The organism is Methanobacteriaceae archaeon, from assembly GCA_029219465.1.
In the GTDB taxonomy this organism is placed as follows: Archaea; Methanobacteriota; Methanobacteria; order Methanobacteriales; family Methanobacteriaceae; genus Methanocatella.
Window position 1 is genome coordinate 1 of the sequence record JAQXTL010000007.1, and the last position, 16386, is coordinate 16386.

18 protein-coding genes are annotated in these 16386 nt (G+C 30.1%); 4 read left to right on the forward strand and 14 right to left on the reverse strand.

The window, feature by feature from the left end; genetic code table 11:
* Nucleotides 1–174: 174 nt before the first annotated feature.
* Complete coding sequence (locus PUD86_05340; GenBank protein ID MDD6776696.1) at nucleotides 175–1203, reverse strand: M42 family metallopeptidase; 1029 nt, start codon at nucleotides 1201–1203, stop codon at nucleotides 175–177.
* Between the two features lie 113 nt (nucleotides 1204–1316).
* Here PUD86_05340 and PUD86_05345 point away from each other — a divergent pair, with 113 nt between their 5' ends.
* The gene (locus tag PUD86_05345) at nucleotides 1317–2072 is read left to right on the forward strand and encodes a flavodoxin domain-containing protein (GenBank protein MDD6776697.1); all 756 of its coding nucleotides are present in this window, start codon (nucleotides 1317–1319) and stop codon (nucleotides 2070–2072) included.
* Here the strand turns inward: PUD86_05345 and PUD86_05350 are convergent.
* Nucleotides 2067–3569, reverse strand: coding sequence for a HEAT repeat domain-containing protein (locus tag PUD86_05350; protein MDD6776698.1), 1503 nt, complete (start codon nucleotides 3567–3569; stop codon nucleotides 2067–2069). The two genes, PUD86_05345 and PUD86_05350, sit on opposite strands and share 6 nt — an antisense overlap.
* Before the next feature lies 1 nt (nucleotide 3570).
* Nucleotides 3571–4605, reverse strand: a complete 1035-nt coding sequence (locus PUD86_05355) for a ribonuclease H-like domain-containing protein (GenBank protein MDD6776699.1) — start codon at nucleotides 4603–4605, stop codon at nucleotides 3571–3573.
* Between the two features lie 355 nt (nucleotides 4606–4960).
* Between PUD86_05355 and PUD86_05360 the strand changes: the two genes are divergently transcribed.
* From PUD86_05360 to PUD86_05370, 3 genes are read left to right on the forward strand one after another with little or no spacing between them, the layout of a single operon-like run.
* Nucleotides 4961–5344, forward strand: coding sequence for a hypothetical protein (locus PUD86_05360; protein ID MDD6776700.1), 384 nt, complete (start codon nucleotides 4961–4963; stop codon nucleotides 5342–5344).
* A gap of 12 nt (nucleotides 5345–5356) precedes the next feature.
* Nucleotides 5357–6094: a phosphopantothenate/pantothenate synthetase gene (locus PUD86_05365; GenBank protein MDD6776701.1), complete on the forward strand. Its 738-nt coding sequence runs from the start codon at nucleotides 5357–5359 to the stop codon at nucleotides 6092–6094.
* Nucleotides 6095–6099: 5 nt separating this feature from the next.
* Complete coding sequence (locus tag PUD86_05370) at nucleotides 6100–6639, forward strand: nucleoside monophosphate kinase (protein ID MDD6776702.1); 540 nt, start codon at nucleotides 6100–6102, stop codon at nucleotides 6637–6639.
* 2 nt (nucleotides 6640–6641) lie between these two features.
* Here PUD86_05370 and PUD86_05375 read toward each other — a convergent pair whose 3' ends face one another.
* The 11 genes from PUD86_05375 to PUD86_05425 form a co-directional block, all read right to left on the reverse strand.
* Nucleotides 6642–7322, reverse strand: coding sequence for a TIGR00289 family protein (locus PUD86_05375; GenBank protein MDD6776703.1), 681 nt, complete (start codon nucleotides 7320–7322; stop codon nucleotides 6642–6644).
* 4 nt (nucleotides 7323–7326) lie between these two features.
* Nucleotides 7327–8130, reverse strand: coding sequence for a hypothetical protein (locus tag PUD86_05380; GenBank protein MDD6776704.1), 804 nt, complete (start codon nucleotides 8128–8130; stop codon nucleotides 7327–7329).
* Between the two features lie 71 nt (nucleotides 8131–8201).
* Nucleotides 8202–8630, reverse strand: coding sequence for a class III signal peptide-containing protein (locus PUD86_05385; GenBank protein ID MDD6776705.1), 429 nt, complete (start codon nucleotides 8628–8630; stop codon nucleotides 8202–8204).
* Entirely contained in the window at nucleotides 8630–9502 is an 873-nt protein-coding gene (locus PUD86_05390) for an A24 family peptidase (GenBank protein MDD6776706.1), read from the reverse strand. Before PUD86_05390 ends, PUD86_05385 begins: the two co-directional genes overlap by 1 nt.
* Before the next feature lie 77 nt (nucleotides 9503–9579).
* Nucleotides 9580–11196, reverse strand: a complete 1617-nt coding sequence (locus PUD86_05395) for a CTP synthase (GenBank protein ID MDD6776707.1) — start codon at nucleotides 11194–11196, stop codon at nucleotides 9580–9582.
* 80 nt (nucleotides 11197–11276) lie between these two features.
* The gene (locus tag PUD86_05400; protein MDD6776708.1) at nucleotides 11277–12059 is read right to left on the reverse strand and encodes an alpha/beta hydrolase-fold protein; all 783 of its coding nucleotides are present in this window, start codon (nucleotides 12057–12059) and stop codon (nucleotides 11277–11279) included.
* Nucleotides 12060–12122: 63 nt separating this feature from the next.
* The gene (locus PUD86_05405; GenBank protein MDD6776709.1) at nucleotides 12123–12512 is read right to left on the reverse strand and encodes a hypothetical protein; all 390 of its coding nucleotides are present in this window, start codon (nucleotides 12510–12512) and stop codon (nucleotides 12123–12125) included.
* Nucleotides 12509–13477 carry an MATE family efflux transporter gene (locus tag PUD86_05410; protein MDD6776710.1) on the reverse strand — a complete coding sequence of 323 codons (969 nt, stop codon included), beginning with the start codon at nucleotides 13475–13477 and terminating at the stop codon, nucleotides 12509–12511. Before PUD86_05410 ends, PUD86_05405 begins: the two co-directional genes overlap by 4 nt.
* Before the next feature lie 3 nt (nucleotides 13478–13480).
* Nucleotides 13481–14116, reverse strand: coding sequence for a flavodoxin family protein (locus tag PUD86_05415; protein MDD6776711.1), 636 nt, complete (start codon nucleotides 14114–14116; stop codon nucleotides 13481–13483).
* Between the two features lies 1 nt (nucleotide 14117).
* Nucleotides 14118–15329, reverse strand: a complete 1212-nt coding sequence (locus tag PUD86_05420) for a cofactor-independent phosphoglycerate mutase (GenBank protein ID MDD6776712.1) — start codon at nucleotides 15327–15329, stop codon at nucleotides 14118–14120.
* Between the two features lie 31 nt (nucleotides 15330–15360).
* The gene (locus PUD86_05425) at nucleotides 15361–16380 is read right to left on the reverse strand and encodes a homoserine dehydrogenase (protein ID MDD6776713.1); all 1020 of its coding nucleotides are present in this window, start codon (nucleotides 16378–16380) and stop codon (nucleotides 15361–15363) included.
* Nucleotides 16381–16386: the final 6 nt, after the last annotated feature.

Genomic DNA, 16386 nt, shown 5'->3' on the forward strand with positions numbered 1-16386 from the left:
TTTTTTAATCAATGTGTAATTTCAACTGTAAAATTAGATTACAAACTTTTAAAATGTTTTTAACAAAATTAAAGCAAAAATATAAAAAAATAGAATTATTAAAAAATTTTTGCAAAAATCAAATAGGATTTCTACAAAGCCTAAAAAAAAGTAAAAAAAGTAAGTAATTAATACTTACAAATTGTTAATAGCTTCAGTAATTAACTGAATGGTTGATTCAATATCGTCCATACTGCAGACACTTACTGGAGTGTGGATATAACGGGTAGGAACAGATAAAACACCAGTTGGAATTCCTTCACGGGTTAAGTGAATTGCAGTTCCATCAGTTGTTCCACCGTCACTTACTTCTAATTGATATGGAATTTCGTTTTCCTCACCAGCGTTAATAAGCAAGTCTTTAACTGATTGTTGGGTTAAAATACCTCTACCACTTGCATCTGCTAAGATAATAGCTGGACCTTTACCGATTACTACAGGTGCTTCTTCAGGTTTGATTCCTGGGTGGTCACCGGATAAGGTTACGTCAAGTGCAATAGCTAAATCTGGGTTTAATTTGAATGCAGAAGTTTTAGCTCCTTTAAGACCTACTTCTTCTTGAACAGTACCTACACCATAAACAGTAGCTCTGGTGTTTACTCTTTTTAAAACTTCCATCATTACATAGCAACCTACACGGTTGTCTAATGCTTTACCCATAATTAAATTGTTAGGATATTCGACAAATAAAGAATTAAAGGTCATTTTGTCTCCAATTCTAACCATTTTTTCTGCTTCTTCTTTGTCTTTTGCACCAATATCAATAAACATATCAGTAGCTTTAACAACTTTGTTTCTTTCCTCAGCAGTGGTTACGTGAGGTGGTTTTGAACCGATTACTCCAACGATTGGCTCTCCAATTGAAGAGTGAACAGTAACAGTTTGGTTCATTAACATTTGATCGTTAATTCCACCAATATTTGAGAATTTAATATAACCGTTATCATCAATGTATCTTACCATCAATCCGATTTCATCCATGTGAGCGGCAAGCATTACAGTAGGAGCTTTCTTTTCACCTTTTTTGGTTGCAATGATGTTACCCATACTGTCAGTTTCGATTTTATCCGCGACATCTTTTAATTCACGGGTAATTATTTCAGCGATTTTTTCTTCTGAACCAGATACACCTGGTGCTAAAGATAATTCTTTCATTAATTCCATCGTATCACCAAATAAATTTATAATTTAATTGTTATTAATTAATTTCTATTTCTTATTTGATAAACTTTTAAATAATAATAAAAAATTAAATTATAATAAGTTAGGTGATTTTTATGAAGATAACCAAAATATTTTTCAGCCCATCAGGGACAACAAAAAAAGTTGTTGAGCAAATAGCTAGTAATTTTGAATGTGAAAGCCAAATAAGAGATTTAATGCATTTTGATTCATCTTATAAGTTTACAAAAGATGATGTTGTTATTGTAGGAATGCCTGTTTTTGCTGGAAGAATTCCAAAAACAGCACGTGACAGATTATCCAAATTAACAGGAAACAATACTAAAGCTATTGCTGTTGCTAATTACGGAAATGCAAAAGTAGGGGACGCATTACTTGAATTAGTTGATGTTTTAGGTGAAAATAACTTTAATGTAATAGCAGCTATTTCTACTGTTAGTCATCACTCCATTTTTGATGGTGTTGCAGTTGGCAGACCTGACAGTGAAGATATAGAAAAAATTAACGAATTTAGTAAAAAATGTATGGAAAAAATCGAATCCGGAGAATCAATTGAATCTGAAATTCCTGGAAATAAACCATATGTTGATTACAAACAGCTCCCATTTATCTTAAATTGTGATGAAAGCATTTGTATATTCTGCTGTGAATGTATTACAATCTGTCCTGAAAAAGCTATTCCTGATGATGATCCTGCAGATGTTGACCTTGATTCATGTTCAAGATGTACAGCATGTATTCATTTCTGTCCAGAAAATGCAAGAAGTTTTACTGGAGAAGCATTTGAGGCTAAAAAACCTGAATTTGAAAGTGCAAACAGCCAAAGAAAAGAAGTTGAATATTATTTATAAATTCAATTTCTTTTTAGCCATTTTTCTTACATATTCATCGTCATCATTATTTGCAACTTCTTTTAAAACTTTTTTACTGACTAATTTTTTAACAGCTGCTTCACGAACCTTCCATGAAGAGTCATTTAGAACAACTTTACCTAAGTATTTTTGATCGGTTATTTTTGAAACTGCTTTAACTGAGATATTTTCAGATATATTTTGTTCATATATCTTAATTAAGCATTTTTGATTTTTAATTTTTCCCAATGCTTTAAGTGAGAATTCTTCATCCTTATTTTCAAGAACAATACGGATTAATGTTTCTAAATCAGTGATATTAGTCAATGTTTTCTTTCTAATTTCTGAAAGCTTTGCATTTTTTAATATATCAATAAATGACTCTTCTTTATTGATATGTTCAAGTGCATCTAAAGCAACATCTTCATATGTTGAATTAATAGCTAAGTATTTGAAATCCTCTTCATCTGCCAAAGCATCATTTGACATAGCATGTTTTCTTACAAACTTATCTTCATCATTTAAAGCTATTTTAATTAATTCACGAGGATTATTTAGATTGTTTACTGCAATTTGGCGAACAAATCTGTCTTCTTCATTATTTAAAATTTCAAGTAGGATTTCCTCATCGTTAATTTTCTTAACAGCTTCACTTCTAACAATTTTATCTTCATCTTCAATAGCTATTTTTGACAATAGTTTTTCATCATCAATTTTACTTATCAAATCTGTTTTGACATCTGCCTTTTTTGAGTCAAGTAAAATATTTTTTAAGATTTCAGGATTGTTTATTTTATCAAATATTAATGATCTGACCTTTGCATTTTCTTCAACCTGAGCAATTACTGATAATGTGTTTTCATCATTTATTTTACTAATAGCTGCCTTTTTAACCCATTCGTCCTTATCTTCAATTGCTACTTTTTTAAGAACTTCTTCACTAGTAAAGGACTCTTTTTGAATAGCTGCCTTTTTAATGGAGTTATCTTTTGATTTTAAAACAAGATCATATAAAATATCAGCATTGTCAATTTTATCTACAGCATAGTTTTTGTATTTTTTATCATTAGCTTCGATTGCAATCCATTTAAGAGTTTCTTCATCAGTTATTTTGTTAAAAATAGCATCTACGTGTTTACTTTTCTTTGAGTTGATTACAATTTCTGCAATGGATTTATTATTTTCACCTAATCTTTCCCATGCAAAACTTCTAACATCAAAAAACTGTGAATTTTTAGCAGCATCCATTAACAAATCTTTATCTTTTAGTTTATTTACAGCAATTAATCTAATAGCTCTGTCTTTTACTGTTTTAGCCATGTCAAGTGCAACATATTCATTTGTAATTTTATCTGCTGCCTGTGCTCTTTCAATTCTGTCTTTGTGATTAATAGCTATTTCTTTTAGGCGTAATTCTTCCTCTTCAATTTCAACATCGTCAAGAACTACCTTTTTTTCTTTTTTATTGCTTTTTTTAAATCTGTCAAATAATCCCATGTTAATTTACATCCTCATACATTTTCTCAAGAAAACTTGCAAGTGAAATAATATCCTGGCAGTTGTGTTCAATAATTGGTACAACAGGACCAATATTGTTTGTTGATAAATAAGTATCGTAATATCCTGGAATATATTGTCCAGGAACATCATCTATACGAGTTATATTGAATATTTCCTCTTCAATAGTTTGAAGCTGACAGTTTGGAAGCATATCTTTCCATAAATTCTTTGCAAAATACATTAAATCCAAATGAGGCAAATCTAGATTGTGATCCATTCTATTGTAAATACATCTATTTTTTATAAATGGAACATCGAAAGTTTTTCCATTGAATGTTACATGAATTGAATCTTCGTCCAAATGATTCATATATGATTCAATGATATTTGGTTCTTCAATATAATCTCTTAAGAAGTATTGTGATGCAATTATTTTATCATTTTTAATTTCTGCAACACCTATTAAAATAATTGGAACATTTGAAAGTCCTTTAGTTTCAATATCCATAAATTTAAAGTTTTCAACATCAGTTAGACTTATGCATTTGATTAAATTATCTCTGCACTTTTTAGAATATCTGTTATTGTCCAATAAGTCCACAATCTCTCTAAATGACATATCCTCGATATTATTTAGAAATTTAGTTGCTATATCAGAATATCTGTCATGATTTTGAAGTGATTCAATTGTTGGATAACCTTTATTTTTAAGATTTTCTTCAGTTTTAAGACCTATTTTTGGAAGCAATTTAAGATTATGGTTGATTTGATTTTTAAAATCATTATCTTCAAGATTAAAATTAATTTTTTGTTTTGTAGTGATTTTAAAAGAATCTCCAAATGATGTTTTGCATATTTTACAATCCATCACATTATCCAATGTCTTGTTTTCATATTTAATTAATAACTCCTGTTTTAAATCCTTGAAATATTGACTAGACAATGTTTTTTTACTTTTTTTTAAATTTTGAGACTCATTTGTATTTAAAATCGCATTTCTTAAATATTCTTCATGATCGCTATAATTATTCATTCACTTAGAATGTATTTAAAACATGATATATATTTTTTTAATAAAGTATAATTGATTTTTTATAAAATATAATAACATTTATATAATGAATATTTACAAATAGTATAATTGGCTACAATGTAGCCTAGAGATATAGATATATAAAACAGCCAAATTTTTAAAAAAAAATTCATTTCTCTAAAACTTGTTAAAACAAGTTGTTAGGTAGTTAATTATGCACTATTAACTATCTAACCATCCCAACTCTATTTTTTAAATAACAATCCAAGTTAATACTATTATTTTTATGAGGTTAGAAAAACTTATATTAATTTTTAAACAAAGATATAAACAGTTATTTTAAAAGGTATTTAAAATGAAAGTCAAATTAGCAATAATATTCGGAGTATTAATATGGATTATCAGTTCCGTGCTATCTGACATATTTAATCCATTTTTTACAACAAATGTTCGTAATCTCAACATTGTAGTGCCTATAATTACAATACTCGTAACAGGATTTTTTGGAATATTATATATAAGGACTATTGATGAAAACGAGACTATTGAAGGTTTTTTAGTTGGAATAGTATTTGTTATTATTGATTTTATCTGTGATTATGTATTTTTCATAATTCCTCAACAAAATACATTCATTATTGGAAATCAAACACTCCATATTATTTCAATAACAGTTAGCACTATATTAATTACAACATTCTTAGGATATTTAGCTCAAATGACTATTGATTTAAAATAAGGAGATTAAACTATGATACCAAAATCACATCCTAGATACGAATCATTACTTTTAAGAGACAAAATGGTTAATGCATCAAAAGAAGGCTATTTGGCTGATTCAGCTTTGATTGCTCATGGTAGAGGAGAATCTTTTGACTATTTAATTGGTGAGAAAACCACATATCCTGCAAAAAGAGCAATGTATGTTGCTGTTGCAGCACTTCTTTTAGCAAACAATCCTGTAATTTCAGTTAATGGAAATGCAACTGCACTTGCTATTGATGAGATAATTGAATTTGCAAACACCATTAACGCTAAAATTGAAATCAATTTGTTTTATAGAACTGATAAAAGAGTTAAATTAATCACTGAATTATATAAAAAACATGGCTATGAAAATATTCTAGGTGGCCTTGATGACGATATCCAATATATTGATGATATCAAAAACAATAGAGCTAGTGCAAGTAAAGATGGAATCTACACAGCAGATACAATATTAATTCCGCTTGAAGACGGAGATAGAGCTGAAATATTGAAAAAAGGTGGTAAAAACATTATTACTATTGATTTAAATCCACTTTCAAGAACATCTAAAATGTCTGATGTTTCAATTATGGACAATATTGTTCGTGCAATACCATTTATGACTAAAATTGCTACTGACTTAAAAACCCAAGACAAACAAATGTTAATTGAAATGGTTAACGACTTTGATAATGAAGAAAATCTCAAAGAATCATTACAACAAATCAAATTAAAAGAGTGAAAATAATGCAAGTAATGGGAATATCCGGTTTACCAGGTTCTGGAAAAAGTTTAGTTTCTGAAATCGCTATTAAAAGAGGAGCAGTTATTGTAAGTATGGGAGATATCATACGTGAAGAAGCTAAAAAAAGAGGCGAAAGTACTAAAGAAACTGCTCAAAAATTAAGAGAAGAATTTGGACAATATATTGTTTCTGAATTAACCATCAAAAAAGTTAAAAAGCTTCAAGAAGAAGATCCTGAAAGCAAAATTATTGTTGAAGGAATTAGAAGCCCTCATGAAGTTGATATGTTTAAAGAAAACTTTGAAGATTTCATCATATTATCAATTTTTGCAAATCCTAGTTTAAGATTTGAAAGACTAAAACTTAGAATGAGAGAAGATGATTCAACTGATTATGCTGAGTTTAAAAATAGAGATCAAATGGAATTGGATTTCGGAATTGGTGATGTAATTTCACTTTCTGATAAAATAATTATTAATGAAAGTGATTTAGAAAGTTATATTAATAAAATTAATGAGTTTTTAGATAAAATTGAGTTATAAACTCATTTTTCTTCTAAAACTGCATCTTCAATTATATAAACACCACTATCATTATTCCATTCTTTTTTATCTTTTAAGATTTTAATTCTTTTTTTGAAAATAGGTCCGTCAATAGCTAATGTTTCGGCTTCACCGCCTTCAAATGCTAAATCTATATGGTATTTTTCATGAAGTTTAATTAATTCATCAATAGCTTCATCATCAATTACACGACCAAGCCAGGATTCATCTAATCCCCATGCAGCAACACCACTGATTATAATTTTAAATCCTAAAGACACGATTTCCCTCATGTATTCAAGTTCATCAACGTGCCAGTAAGGAGAAACAGCAACAAGTCCAACTTCATCACACAATTTTTCAATTCTTGATTTTTGATATTGTGAGTAAAGTGCACCAGTGTATATAGCTTCAACACCTAAACTTTTAAGATTTTCAAAGGCTTTCTTTAAATCTTTAAGTTCCTCTTCTTTAATCCCATCAGTTTCAACAGACATGATAGGAATATCAAAGGCCTGTGAGAGTAAATCAGTTATATGAATGTTAGGAACATGAAACATATATGATTCATCATTTCTAGATTTCATAGAAAGAAGATATTTAACATCTTCTTTCGAATCTAATGCATTGTACAAAGCCATTGTACTGTCTTTTCCACCGGAAAATAAAACTGCAACATTCATAAAATTACCGTTTACGTTTTTCTCTTAAGAATTTTCTAAATTTCATATATGCAAGTACAACAGAATCGACATATATTCCCATAATCGCTACAATAACACCAATTCCACCACAGACTAATGTGAATTCCCAGTTAGATAACATAGAGGAATTAGTATTATTTACAATATCCTGTACAGGACCGTCAATTTGTGAAGCAACTATATCTCTTTCAAGAAGATTCTTTTCAAAAGTATCAAGAGCAGATGAATCAACAACTAATACAGCACGGATTTGAGCATAAGATAATGTACCGCCGTAAACTAATTGATACCAGTCTGAAAATGATTTTAAAGCTTGAGTGGATGTGTAATTATCAGTAAGATTAATTTTAATCTCAGATTTAGTAACATTATAATCTTTATAATTATAATCAATATTTCCAACTATCTCCTGGAAATAATTACGTTCAAAATCACTAAACGTCCACAGAGGTATTGTAATTGATTTTTCTTCAAATGACTTAAAACCAGGAGTTGAAGACAAATTACTCCTCAATTCCTCAATATTGGTTGAAGATGATAAATCTAAATACAATGTTTCTTCATTATTGGGCATTGTCTTTTCAATAACCCCCACAACATTAGGTAGCTCATCATAAATTGGATCTATGAAAAATGCGCCTCCAATTGAACCGATTAAAAAAGCTACAACTAAAACTAAGAGTACCTCTTTTTTTGGCATGTACTGTTTCAACATTCCTATTGAAAATACAAATACCATCATCATTATAAACAAAAAGAGGTAAATTATTGTAGTTAAAATATCCATAAATTCACCTATATATTTGTAATATTATAATATTTTAATCAAAATAGTTAAAATAATTTTGTATTAAATGGCTAAACTTGATAAATTAACATGTTTTCACAATTAATTGGCCATTCTACAACAATTACATTTTCACCTTTTGTTAAGTGAAGTGAAGATTTTTTGATATTTGATACAACATATTCTTTGATATCTTTTTTTGAGTTATTTTTAAGCTTAAAGCTGGTTGAAATATAATTATTCTGGACATTAACATTAAGATTATTTTTACTCTCAAGCTTAACTGTCTGTTTTGATCCCTGACCCTGTCCATAAACCTGTTTAATTGCACAGGATATCTTTGATAAGTCCGATTTAACATTTAATGAATCATAAACATCCAATGTATCTTTAATTGAATTTTCAGCAAGTGGTAGAGTAAAAATCATTAAAATAATAAGAGAAATTGTAAAAATCAAAATATATTCAAGTGATATTTGACCACACTCTTCTTTTATCATTATACCACCAAAACAATGTTTTTTACAAAAATCATCATTATATCTCCGTAAAATATTGCTGTTAATAATCCAAAAAGAATAGCAGGTGTAAATGGAAAAGCTATTTTAACAGATAATTTATCTGAGATTATATTTTGAGAATTCATAATTTTAAGCTGCCAGACTTCACGACTGGTCAGACCTCCTGCACTTTGTGATTTAAAATAGAACTTAAAATCATCACGGGCAGATTTATATATTTTTAAATTACCATTTTCATTTCTTAAAAGCTCAACAATATCTTCATTATTGAAATAGTAATCATTAACAATCATTCCTTCTTTTAAATCGTCAATTAGAACAAATTTGTTTAATGTTGAATCCTTAATGTATTTTAAACTATCCATATTGAAAATATTAACTAGAAAATCAATGTTATTTCCAAAAATATTGTTTTTAAATATTAAATATGTGACAAAGACCACTAAAAACGGAAATGCAATCAGAATACTGTTTACAACTACACTAAATGAAAATGGATATATTGACAGTTGCGGAAAAATATTCAAAATATTTATATTAATGCCAGATGGTATTACTGTAGCAATTGCTGTAAATAATTTTACATCACCACCACCCCAAATATTTAACTTCCACATCATGTAAGTTATAACATAAGTAATCAGCATTGAAATAAATGAAGCTAAAATGTATTTAATGTTATTTGTAATTACTGATAAAATCAGATTTGATACAATACCAAAAAATAGCAAAGAAAAGTTTAACTTGTTTGGAACAATACTACTTTTAATATCATAAAATGCTGCCAGAATTGAAAATAAAATTGTAACTGCTATTTGAATTAAAAATATGGTGTTAATAATCATAATCATATTATTTAACATTAAATAATATTAATTAAATAGAAAATAAGCGTGTAAAATTGATTTTAAAATAAAAAAAGAAAAAGTTAATTTTTAGAATACTCATAAATAGCTTCTAAAAATGCTTTGAATAATGGATGAGGCCTATTTGGTCTTGATTTGAATTCCGGATGGAATTGACAACCAACAGCCCATGGATGATTTGGTAATTCAACAATTTCCACTAAGAAGTCATCAGGACTGGTTCCAGATATGATTAATCCTTTTTCTTCTAAGTCTTTTCTGTATTCATTGTTGAATTCATATCTGTGTCTGTGACGTTCTTCAATATCGATTTCACCATAAGCTTCATAAGTTTTAGTTCCTTCAATGATTTTACAATCATAAGATCCTAAACGCATGGTTCCACCCATATTTTTGATTTTCTTTTGTTCTTCCATCATGTCAATAACAGGAACATCCAAATTATCATCAAATTCAGAACTGTTTGCTTCAGGATAACCGTTTTTCCTTGCAAATTGAGTTACCATAGATTGCATACCAAGACAAATTCCGAATAATGGTACGTCGTTTTCCATTGCATAATCAATAGCATCTAATTTACCTTCAAAACCACGTTCTCCGAATCCTCCAGGGATTAAGATACCATCTAATTCAGACATTGCATCAATATCTAATTTTTCAACATCAGAACTGAAGTATTTGATTTTAGCTTTAACACCAATGCTTGCAGCTGCATGAAGTAATGATTCTCTGATACTGATGTAGGAATCTTCAAGTTCTACATATTTACCTACAATACCAATGTTTACAACTGGTTCTTTGGTTTTTAATGATTTTACAACTTCTCTCCATTCATTTAATTTAGAAGAGTCTGCTTTTACATCCAAACCAATTCTTTTAACAATTAAATCACCAATATTGTGTTCATCTAAAACTAAAGGAACTTCATAAATGGTACTAGCATCAGGAGTGTTAACAACTGCTTCAAAGTCCACATCACAGAAATGAGCGATTTTTCCTCTTAAACCATCATCAATTGGTTCTTGAGATCTGCATACTATAACATCAGGATTAATACCAACACTTCTTAATTCCTTAGTAGAGTGTTGAGTAGGTTTTGTTTTGAATTCTCCAGCTGCATCTAGGTAGGGAATAAATGTAACATGGACAAACATAACATTATCGCGACCTTCCTCGTTTCTGAGTTGTCTTAATGCTTCGAGGAAAGGTTGACTTTCAATATCTCCGACAGTACCACCAAGTTCGACTAAAACAACGTCATAATCAGCACTTTCAGAGTTTTCTCTAATCATTTCCTTAATACGATTAGTAATGTGTGGAATAACTTGGACACATTCTCCTAAGTATCCACCTTCTCTTTCTTTAGCAATAACAGATTCATAAACTTTACCAGTAGTAATATTAGCTAATCCTTTAAGCTCGACGTCTAAGAACCTTTCGTAGTGACCAAGGTCTAAATCAGTTTCCATTCCGTCACTAGTTACAAATACTTCACCGTGTTGGTATGGATTGAGTGTTCCAGAATCCCAGTTTAAATATGGGTCTATTTTAATAGCTGAAACGTTTAAACCATATGATCTTAAAATTCTACCCATAGATGCAGAGGTAATACCCTTACCTATGGAACTAACTACCCCACCAGTTATAATAATATACTTTGTCAGAAAAATCCTCTCCATAAATAAAACTTATATTATACATTAGTTCCTTATGATATATAAAAATTTTATTTTAATCTGAAAATTCTATAAAAATCAGATTATTTTAAATTTAATGTTTTTATAAATTCTTTAACATGTTTGTCACAAAACTCCCAGGTATGTTCACCTGGAGATTGTATGAATTCTACATCAATATCTTTTGATTTTAAAAATTCGCAAAATTCAACGTTTTTATCAAATAAGAAATCATCACTGCCACATGCCATGAAAATATCTGGAATATTATCTGTATTTTCAATCAGGTATTTTGGATCCATATCAGAATTTTTAACTTTATCCAAATCACCAAAGCATGATTCATAAAATGATTTTGATTTTAAGACATTGCTGTCATCTGCATAGTGAACAATATCATCAGTAATTAGTGCTGCTGAAATCATTCCAATTTTCGAGAAGTTTTTAGAGTATTTAAGACCATTTCTAATAGCTCCATATCCACCCATTGAAAAACCTGCAATATAGGTGTCTTCTCTTTTAGTTGAAAGTGGAAAAATGTTTCTTGTAATATCCAATAGCTCCTGGCCAACATATTCTCCATAATAAGCATGAGCATTTTTATTATCTACATAAAAGCTATTTTCACCACATGGAATTACAATAGCTATTCCATGATCTTCTGCGAATTTTTGAATAGAAGTATTAGCAAGGAATATATCATCACTACCATACAGTCCATGAAGCAAATAGAGTGTCTTATATGGTTTAGGCACAATATCCTCAGAATCATTTAAAAAATGAATATTGTCTGCAGGCAGTATTACACTAATTGATGTACGTCTTTGTAAGCTTTTACATTTGATATCTCCTCTAAATAATACCATCTAATCACCTATAAATAATAATTTCTTATTTAAAATACTAAGTTTTTTCTAATTAAAATTTCGCTAAATCACCCTATATTCCATCCATTTACCTGAAAAATATCTGCAAATAAAAATTGCTGCTCTTGCATGCCAGTCGATAAACATCGCAATCCATGTTCCAAATACACCTATTCCCATCCAGTAAGCAAGTGCATATGAAAGAACAATTCTACAAAAAAACATTACAATTAAACTAATGTACATTACAGATTTTGAATCTCCAGCACCCCTAAATGTAGCAGGTAGTGTAAATGCAAGAGGCCATATGATAATAGCAAAAATTTCATGCCAGATAACCATTTGTAATATCAAATCTGTTGTTTGAGCAGATAAATTATAAACTCTTAAAATTAAAGGCAATATTGCAAAAATAACCAAATTAACTATACAATTAGCAATAACAACTATCAATAAACATTTTTTATTATAATATTTAGCCTGATTATATCATTAGCACCTACACATTTTGAAATTACAGTAGTTATTCCAAAATTGATTACAAACCCAGGTAGAACTGAAAATACTACGATTGCATGACCTACAGAATTTGCAGCTATTGAAACAGTTCTAAAAGTTGAAATCAAACTTAAAACAAAAACCTTTCCTACTTGAAACAATCCATTTTCAATACCATAAGGAATACCTACTTGTAAAACTTTTTTAAGCATTATACTATCAAATTTATACCTTAAAGTTCTTTTAATATGCAGTTTATAGTTTTTATCAACTGCAAAATATAACAGTACCAAAGCAGCTAATGCTCTTGAAATTACTGTTGGAATTGCAACACCTAAAACATCCCATCCCAAATAGTAAATGCAAAATGCATTACCAATCAGATTCAATATATCGCAAACAAGAAGTATTTTCATTGGTAAATAAGCATTGTTTGTTGTTCTAAATATTGCTGCTGCCGCATTGTAAATGGCTATAAATGGAATTGATAAAGCAACAACAAACAAGTATTTATCTGCATTCATCCAAACGTCAGCTTCAATTTGACCAAACAGCAATCCAACCATATATTGTCTTAAAATAATAACAACGACCATTATTACAATAGATACAATTGTTGAAAACCAGAATAGCTGAGTAACAGACTGACGAGCATGGTCAATTTGTTTATTTCCCAAGTATTGTCCTGCTACTACTGCACCACCTGTTGCAAGAGCAGAAAATGAAAAAATAAGGATTTGCATTAAAAAATCAACTAGAGAAACTCCTGAAATTGCAGCCTCACCAAGTGATGCAACCATTATTGAATCTGCAAATCCTACACTAAATTCAAAAGTATATTCGATTAAAATAGGAATAAATAAAGCAAGTAATGCTTTATTTGAATATAAATATCCTTCAGGAGTTTTGAAAATATTCATAATTTATCTTATAAAGTTTGTACGAGGTTTTGGTTCTTCTTTAACAGTTAAACCGTTTTTAGCACCTTCTTCAAGACATTGTAAGAAAAATGCCATGTTGTGTGCTAATTGTCTCATAGTTCCTAATCCTTCTTCATCTTGAAGGACTTCCTCTGGAGTGTTTCCGTGAACCATATTCCAATAGAATGATGAAATAATAGGCATTTGTGAGATTCCTAAGTATTTAATCAATTGATCATAGGTTGCAGTTGTTCCACCTCTTCTTGCAGAACAGATTACTGCTCCTGGTTTGTGTTTGAAAGCTTCCCCACCAGTTCCATGAGAGTTGGAGTAAAATGCTCTGTCTAAAAAGGATACCATTGAACCGTTAGCACTTGCATAATAAACAGGAGATCCAAATACGAATGCATCTGCCTCATATGCTTTTTCGACGAATTCGTTTACAACATCATTGTCAAAAGTACATTTGCCTAATTCACCACATTTTAAACAAGCAATACAACCAGTTATTGGTTTTGTTTTAATCCAGAATATTTCTGTTTCAATATCATACTCGTTTAATGTTTTTGCAACTTCAGATAATGCAGTGTAGGTACAACCTTGTTTATTTGGACTTCCGTTAACTAATAAAACTTTCATTTTAAAAATCTCCGTCAATTAATCTTTGCATTAATTTGTAACCTTCTTTTTTAGCAATACATCCATCCAATACTGCTACTTCGTTAAATCCTTCACATTCATCTGCGGATTTGTCAGATGAATACATAATAACAGGAACATCATCACGTGTGTGGGTTCCAACATCGATTGGAGTTGGATGGTCTGGTAAAATTGCTACTTTGAAGTCTTCTCCTTCTAAGCTTTCCACAATTGGTCCTACGATGAATTTATCGATTTGTTCAATAGCTTTAACTTTTTCATCGAGAAGTTGGGCGTGACCTGCTTCATCAGGTGCTTCAATGTGGATAAATAAGACATCATTGTTTTTTAATGCTTCAATTCCGCATTTTCCTTTTGATTCATAATCAGTGTCGAAAAATCCGGTAGCTCCAGGCACATCAACAATTTCCATTCCTGCAAATACTCCAATTCCTTTAAGTAAGTCAACACCAGTAATTACTGCTGCATCAAGACCATAAGTCTCTTTGAAACTTGGTAATTTTGGAGTTACACCTTGTCCCCATAACCATACCATGTTTGCTGGAATTTCTCTTTTTTGGTTAACTTCCTGAGATTCTAAGAATTCTTTTGACTCAAACATGATATTTTGGATTTCTTGTGCAAGTTCACAGTCTCCAAATAAATTATCAACGAGATTTTCTCCGGAAATATCGTGAGGAGGCATTGTTTTTATATTTGCTAAGATTTCAGCATCTTCAACACTGTCACATGAATATACAAATAAATGTCTGTAACTGATTCCAGTGTAGAATTTACCTTTAAATCCAGGGTATTTTTCCTGGAAGTACTCATTTAATCCTTTAATTAATACATCAGCTTCAGGAGTTGTGATATGACCTGCATTGAAGTCTTCCATTTTTCCGTCTTTTTCAAAAATGGTGTTGCATCTAAATATTACATCACATGGAGTAGTATCAATTCCTACACTTCCTGCTTCCAATGGTCCTCTTCCAGTATAGTAATCTGCAGGGTTGTATCCGAAAATACTCATATTAGCTACATCAGAACCTGGTGTGTATCCGTCAGGAACGTTATTTGTTAAACCACCACAACCAGTTTTAGCTATTTTATCAATGTTTGGAGTGTTAGCTACTATTAGAGGAGTGTTACCATCAAGTTCATCTAGTGGAAGGTCACTAGAACCATCTAAAATAAAAATTACATATTTCATATTATCAAAAAAAAGTAAAAAAGTTATTTAATTAGTTTTTATTTTTTAAAATACTAATTAAATCAGTCAACATTGCAGAAGCAGTTTCAAGTGATCCTGCTCCAAGCCCGCTTACAGATACCTCGTCAGCCAAATCTGTTTTGATTGTAGCCATGTTTAAAGTTCCACTTACATCGTAGGAACTTCCTCTTTTAACTAAACGTGGAGATACTTGTAAATTATCAGGAGATACTTCAGCTATTAACTTAATTAAGTAATCGTCTTTTTTAGCTAATTCAATAGCTTGAGAATTGATATTGGAGATTCCTTCAACTTTAACATCACTGTAAGTTGCATCAATTCCTAAAAGAGCATTTGCAAGAATTACTGTTTTACAAGCTGCATCAATACCTTCTACGTCCTGTGTAGGATCAGTTTCAGCAATTCCTAATTCCTGAGATTCTCTAAGAATAACATCATACTCTGAACCTTCAGAGGTCATTCTTGATAATATATAATTGGTAGTTCCGTTTAAGATACCTTTAATTGATTTAATTTCACATGATGCTAAGGTTTCTTTTGTGAAATTAATAATAGGCATTGATCCACCAACAGTAGCCTCATATTTGAATTCTACACCTGCTTTTTCAGCCGCATCAACAACTTCTCTAAATTTGAGAGCTAAATGTCCTTTGTTTGAAGTTACAACATCTTTTCCTTGTTCAAACGCTTTATATGTTAATGAGAGTGCAGGTTCAGCATCTACGATATTGGTAGGAGTTGCTTCTATAAGACAATCATATTCAACAGCATCCAAGACATCTACACCATTTTTATCTGAACCGAATTCAGGATATGCTGATAATTTTCCTTCTTCTTTTTTAGTTTTAACAAGTAACTCTTCATCTAATCCGTCTTGTGAGATTGCAGATGAAGATGAATCAGCTGCAGCAACAACTTTAATGTCTACTCCAGTTTTATCTTTAATTAAATCCTTCTTCATGGAAATTGCGTTAGCCACCCCTTGACCTACTGAACCAAATCCCATGATAATGACTTTACATTCATCCATATTATC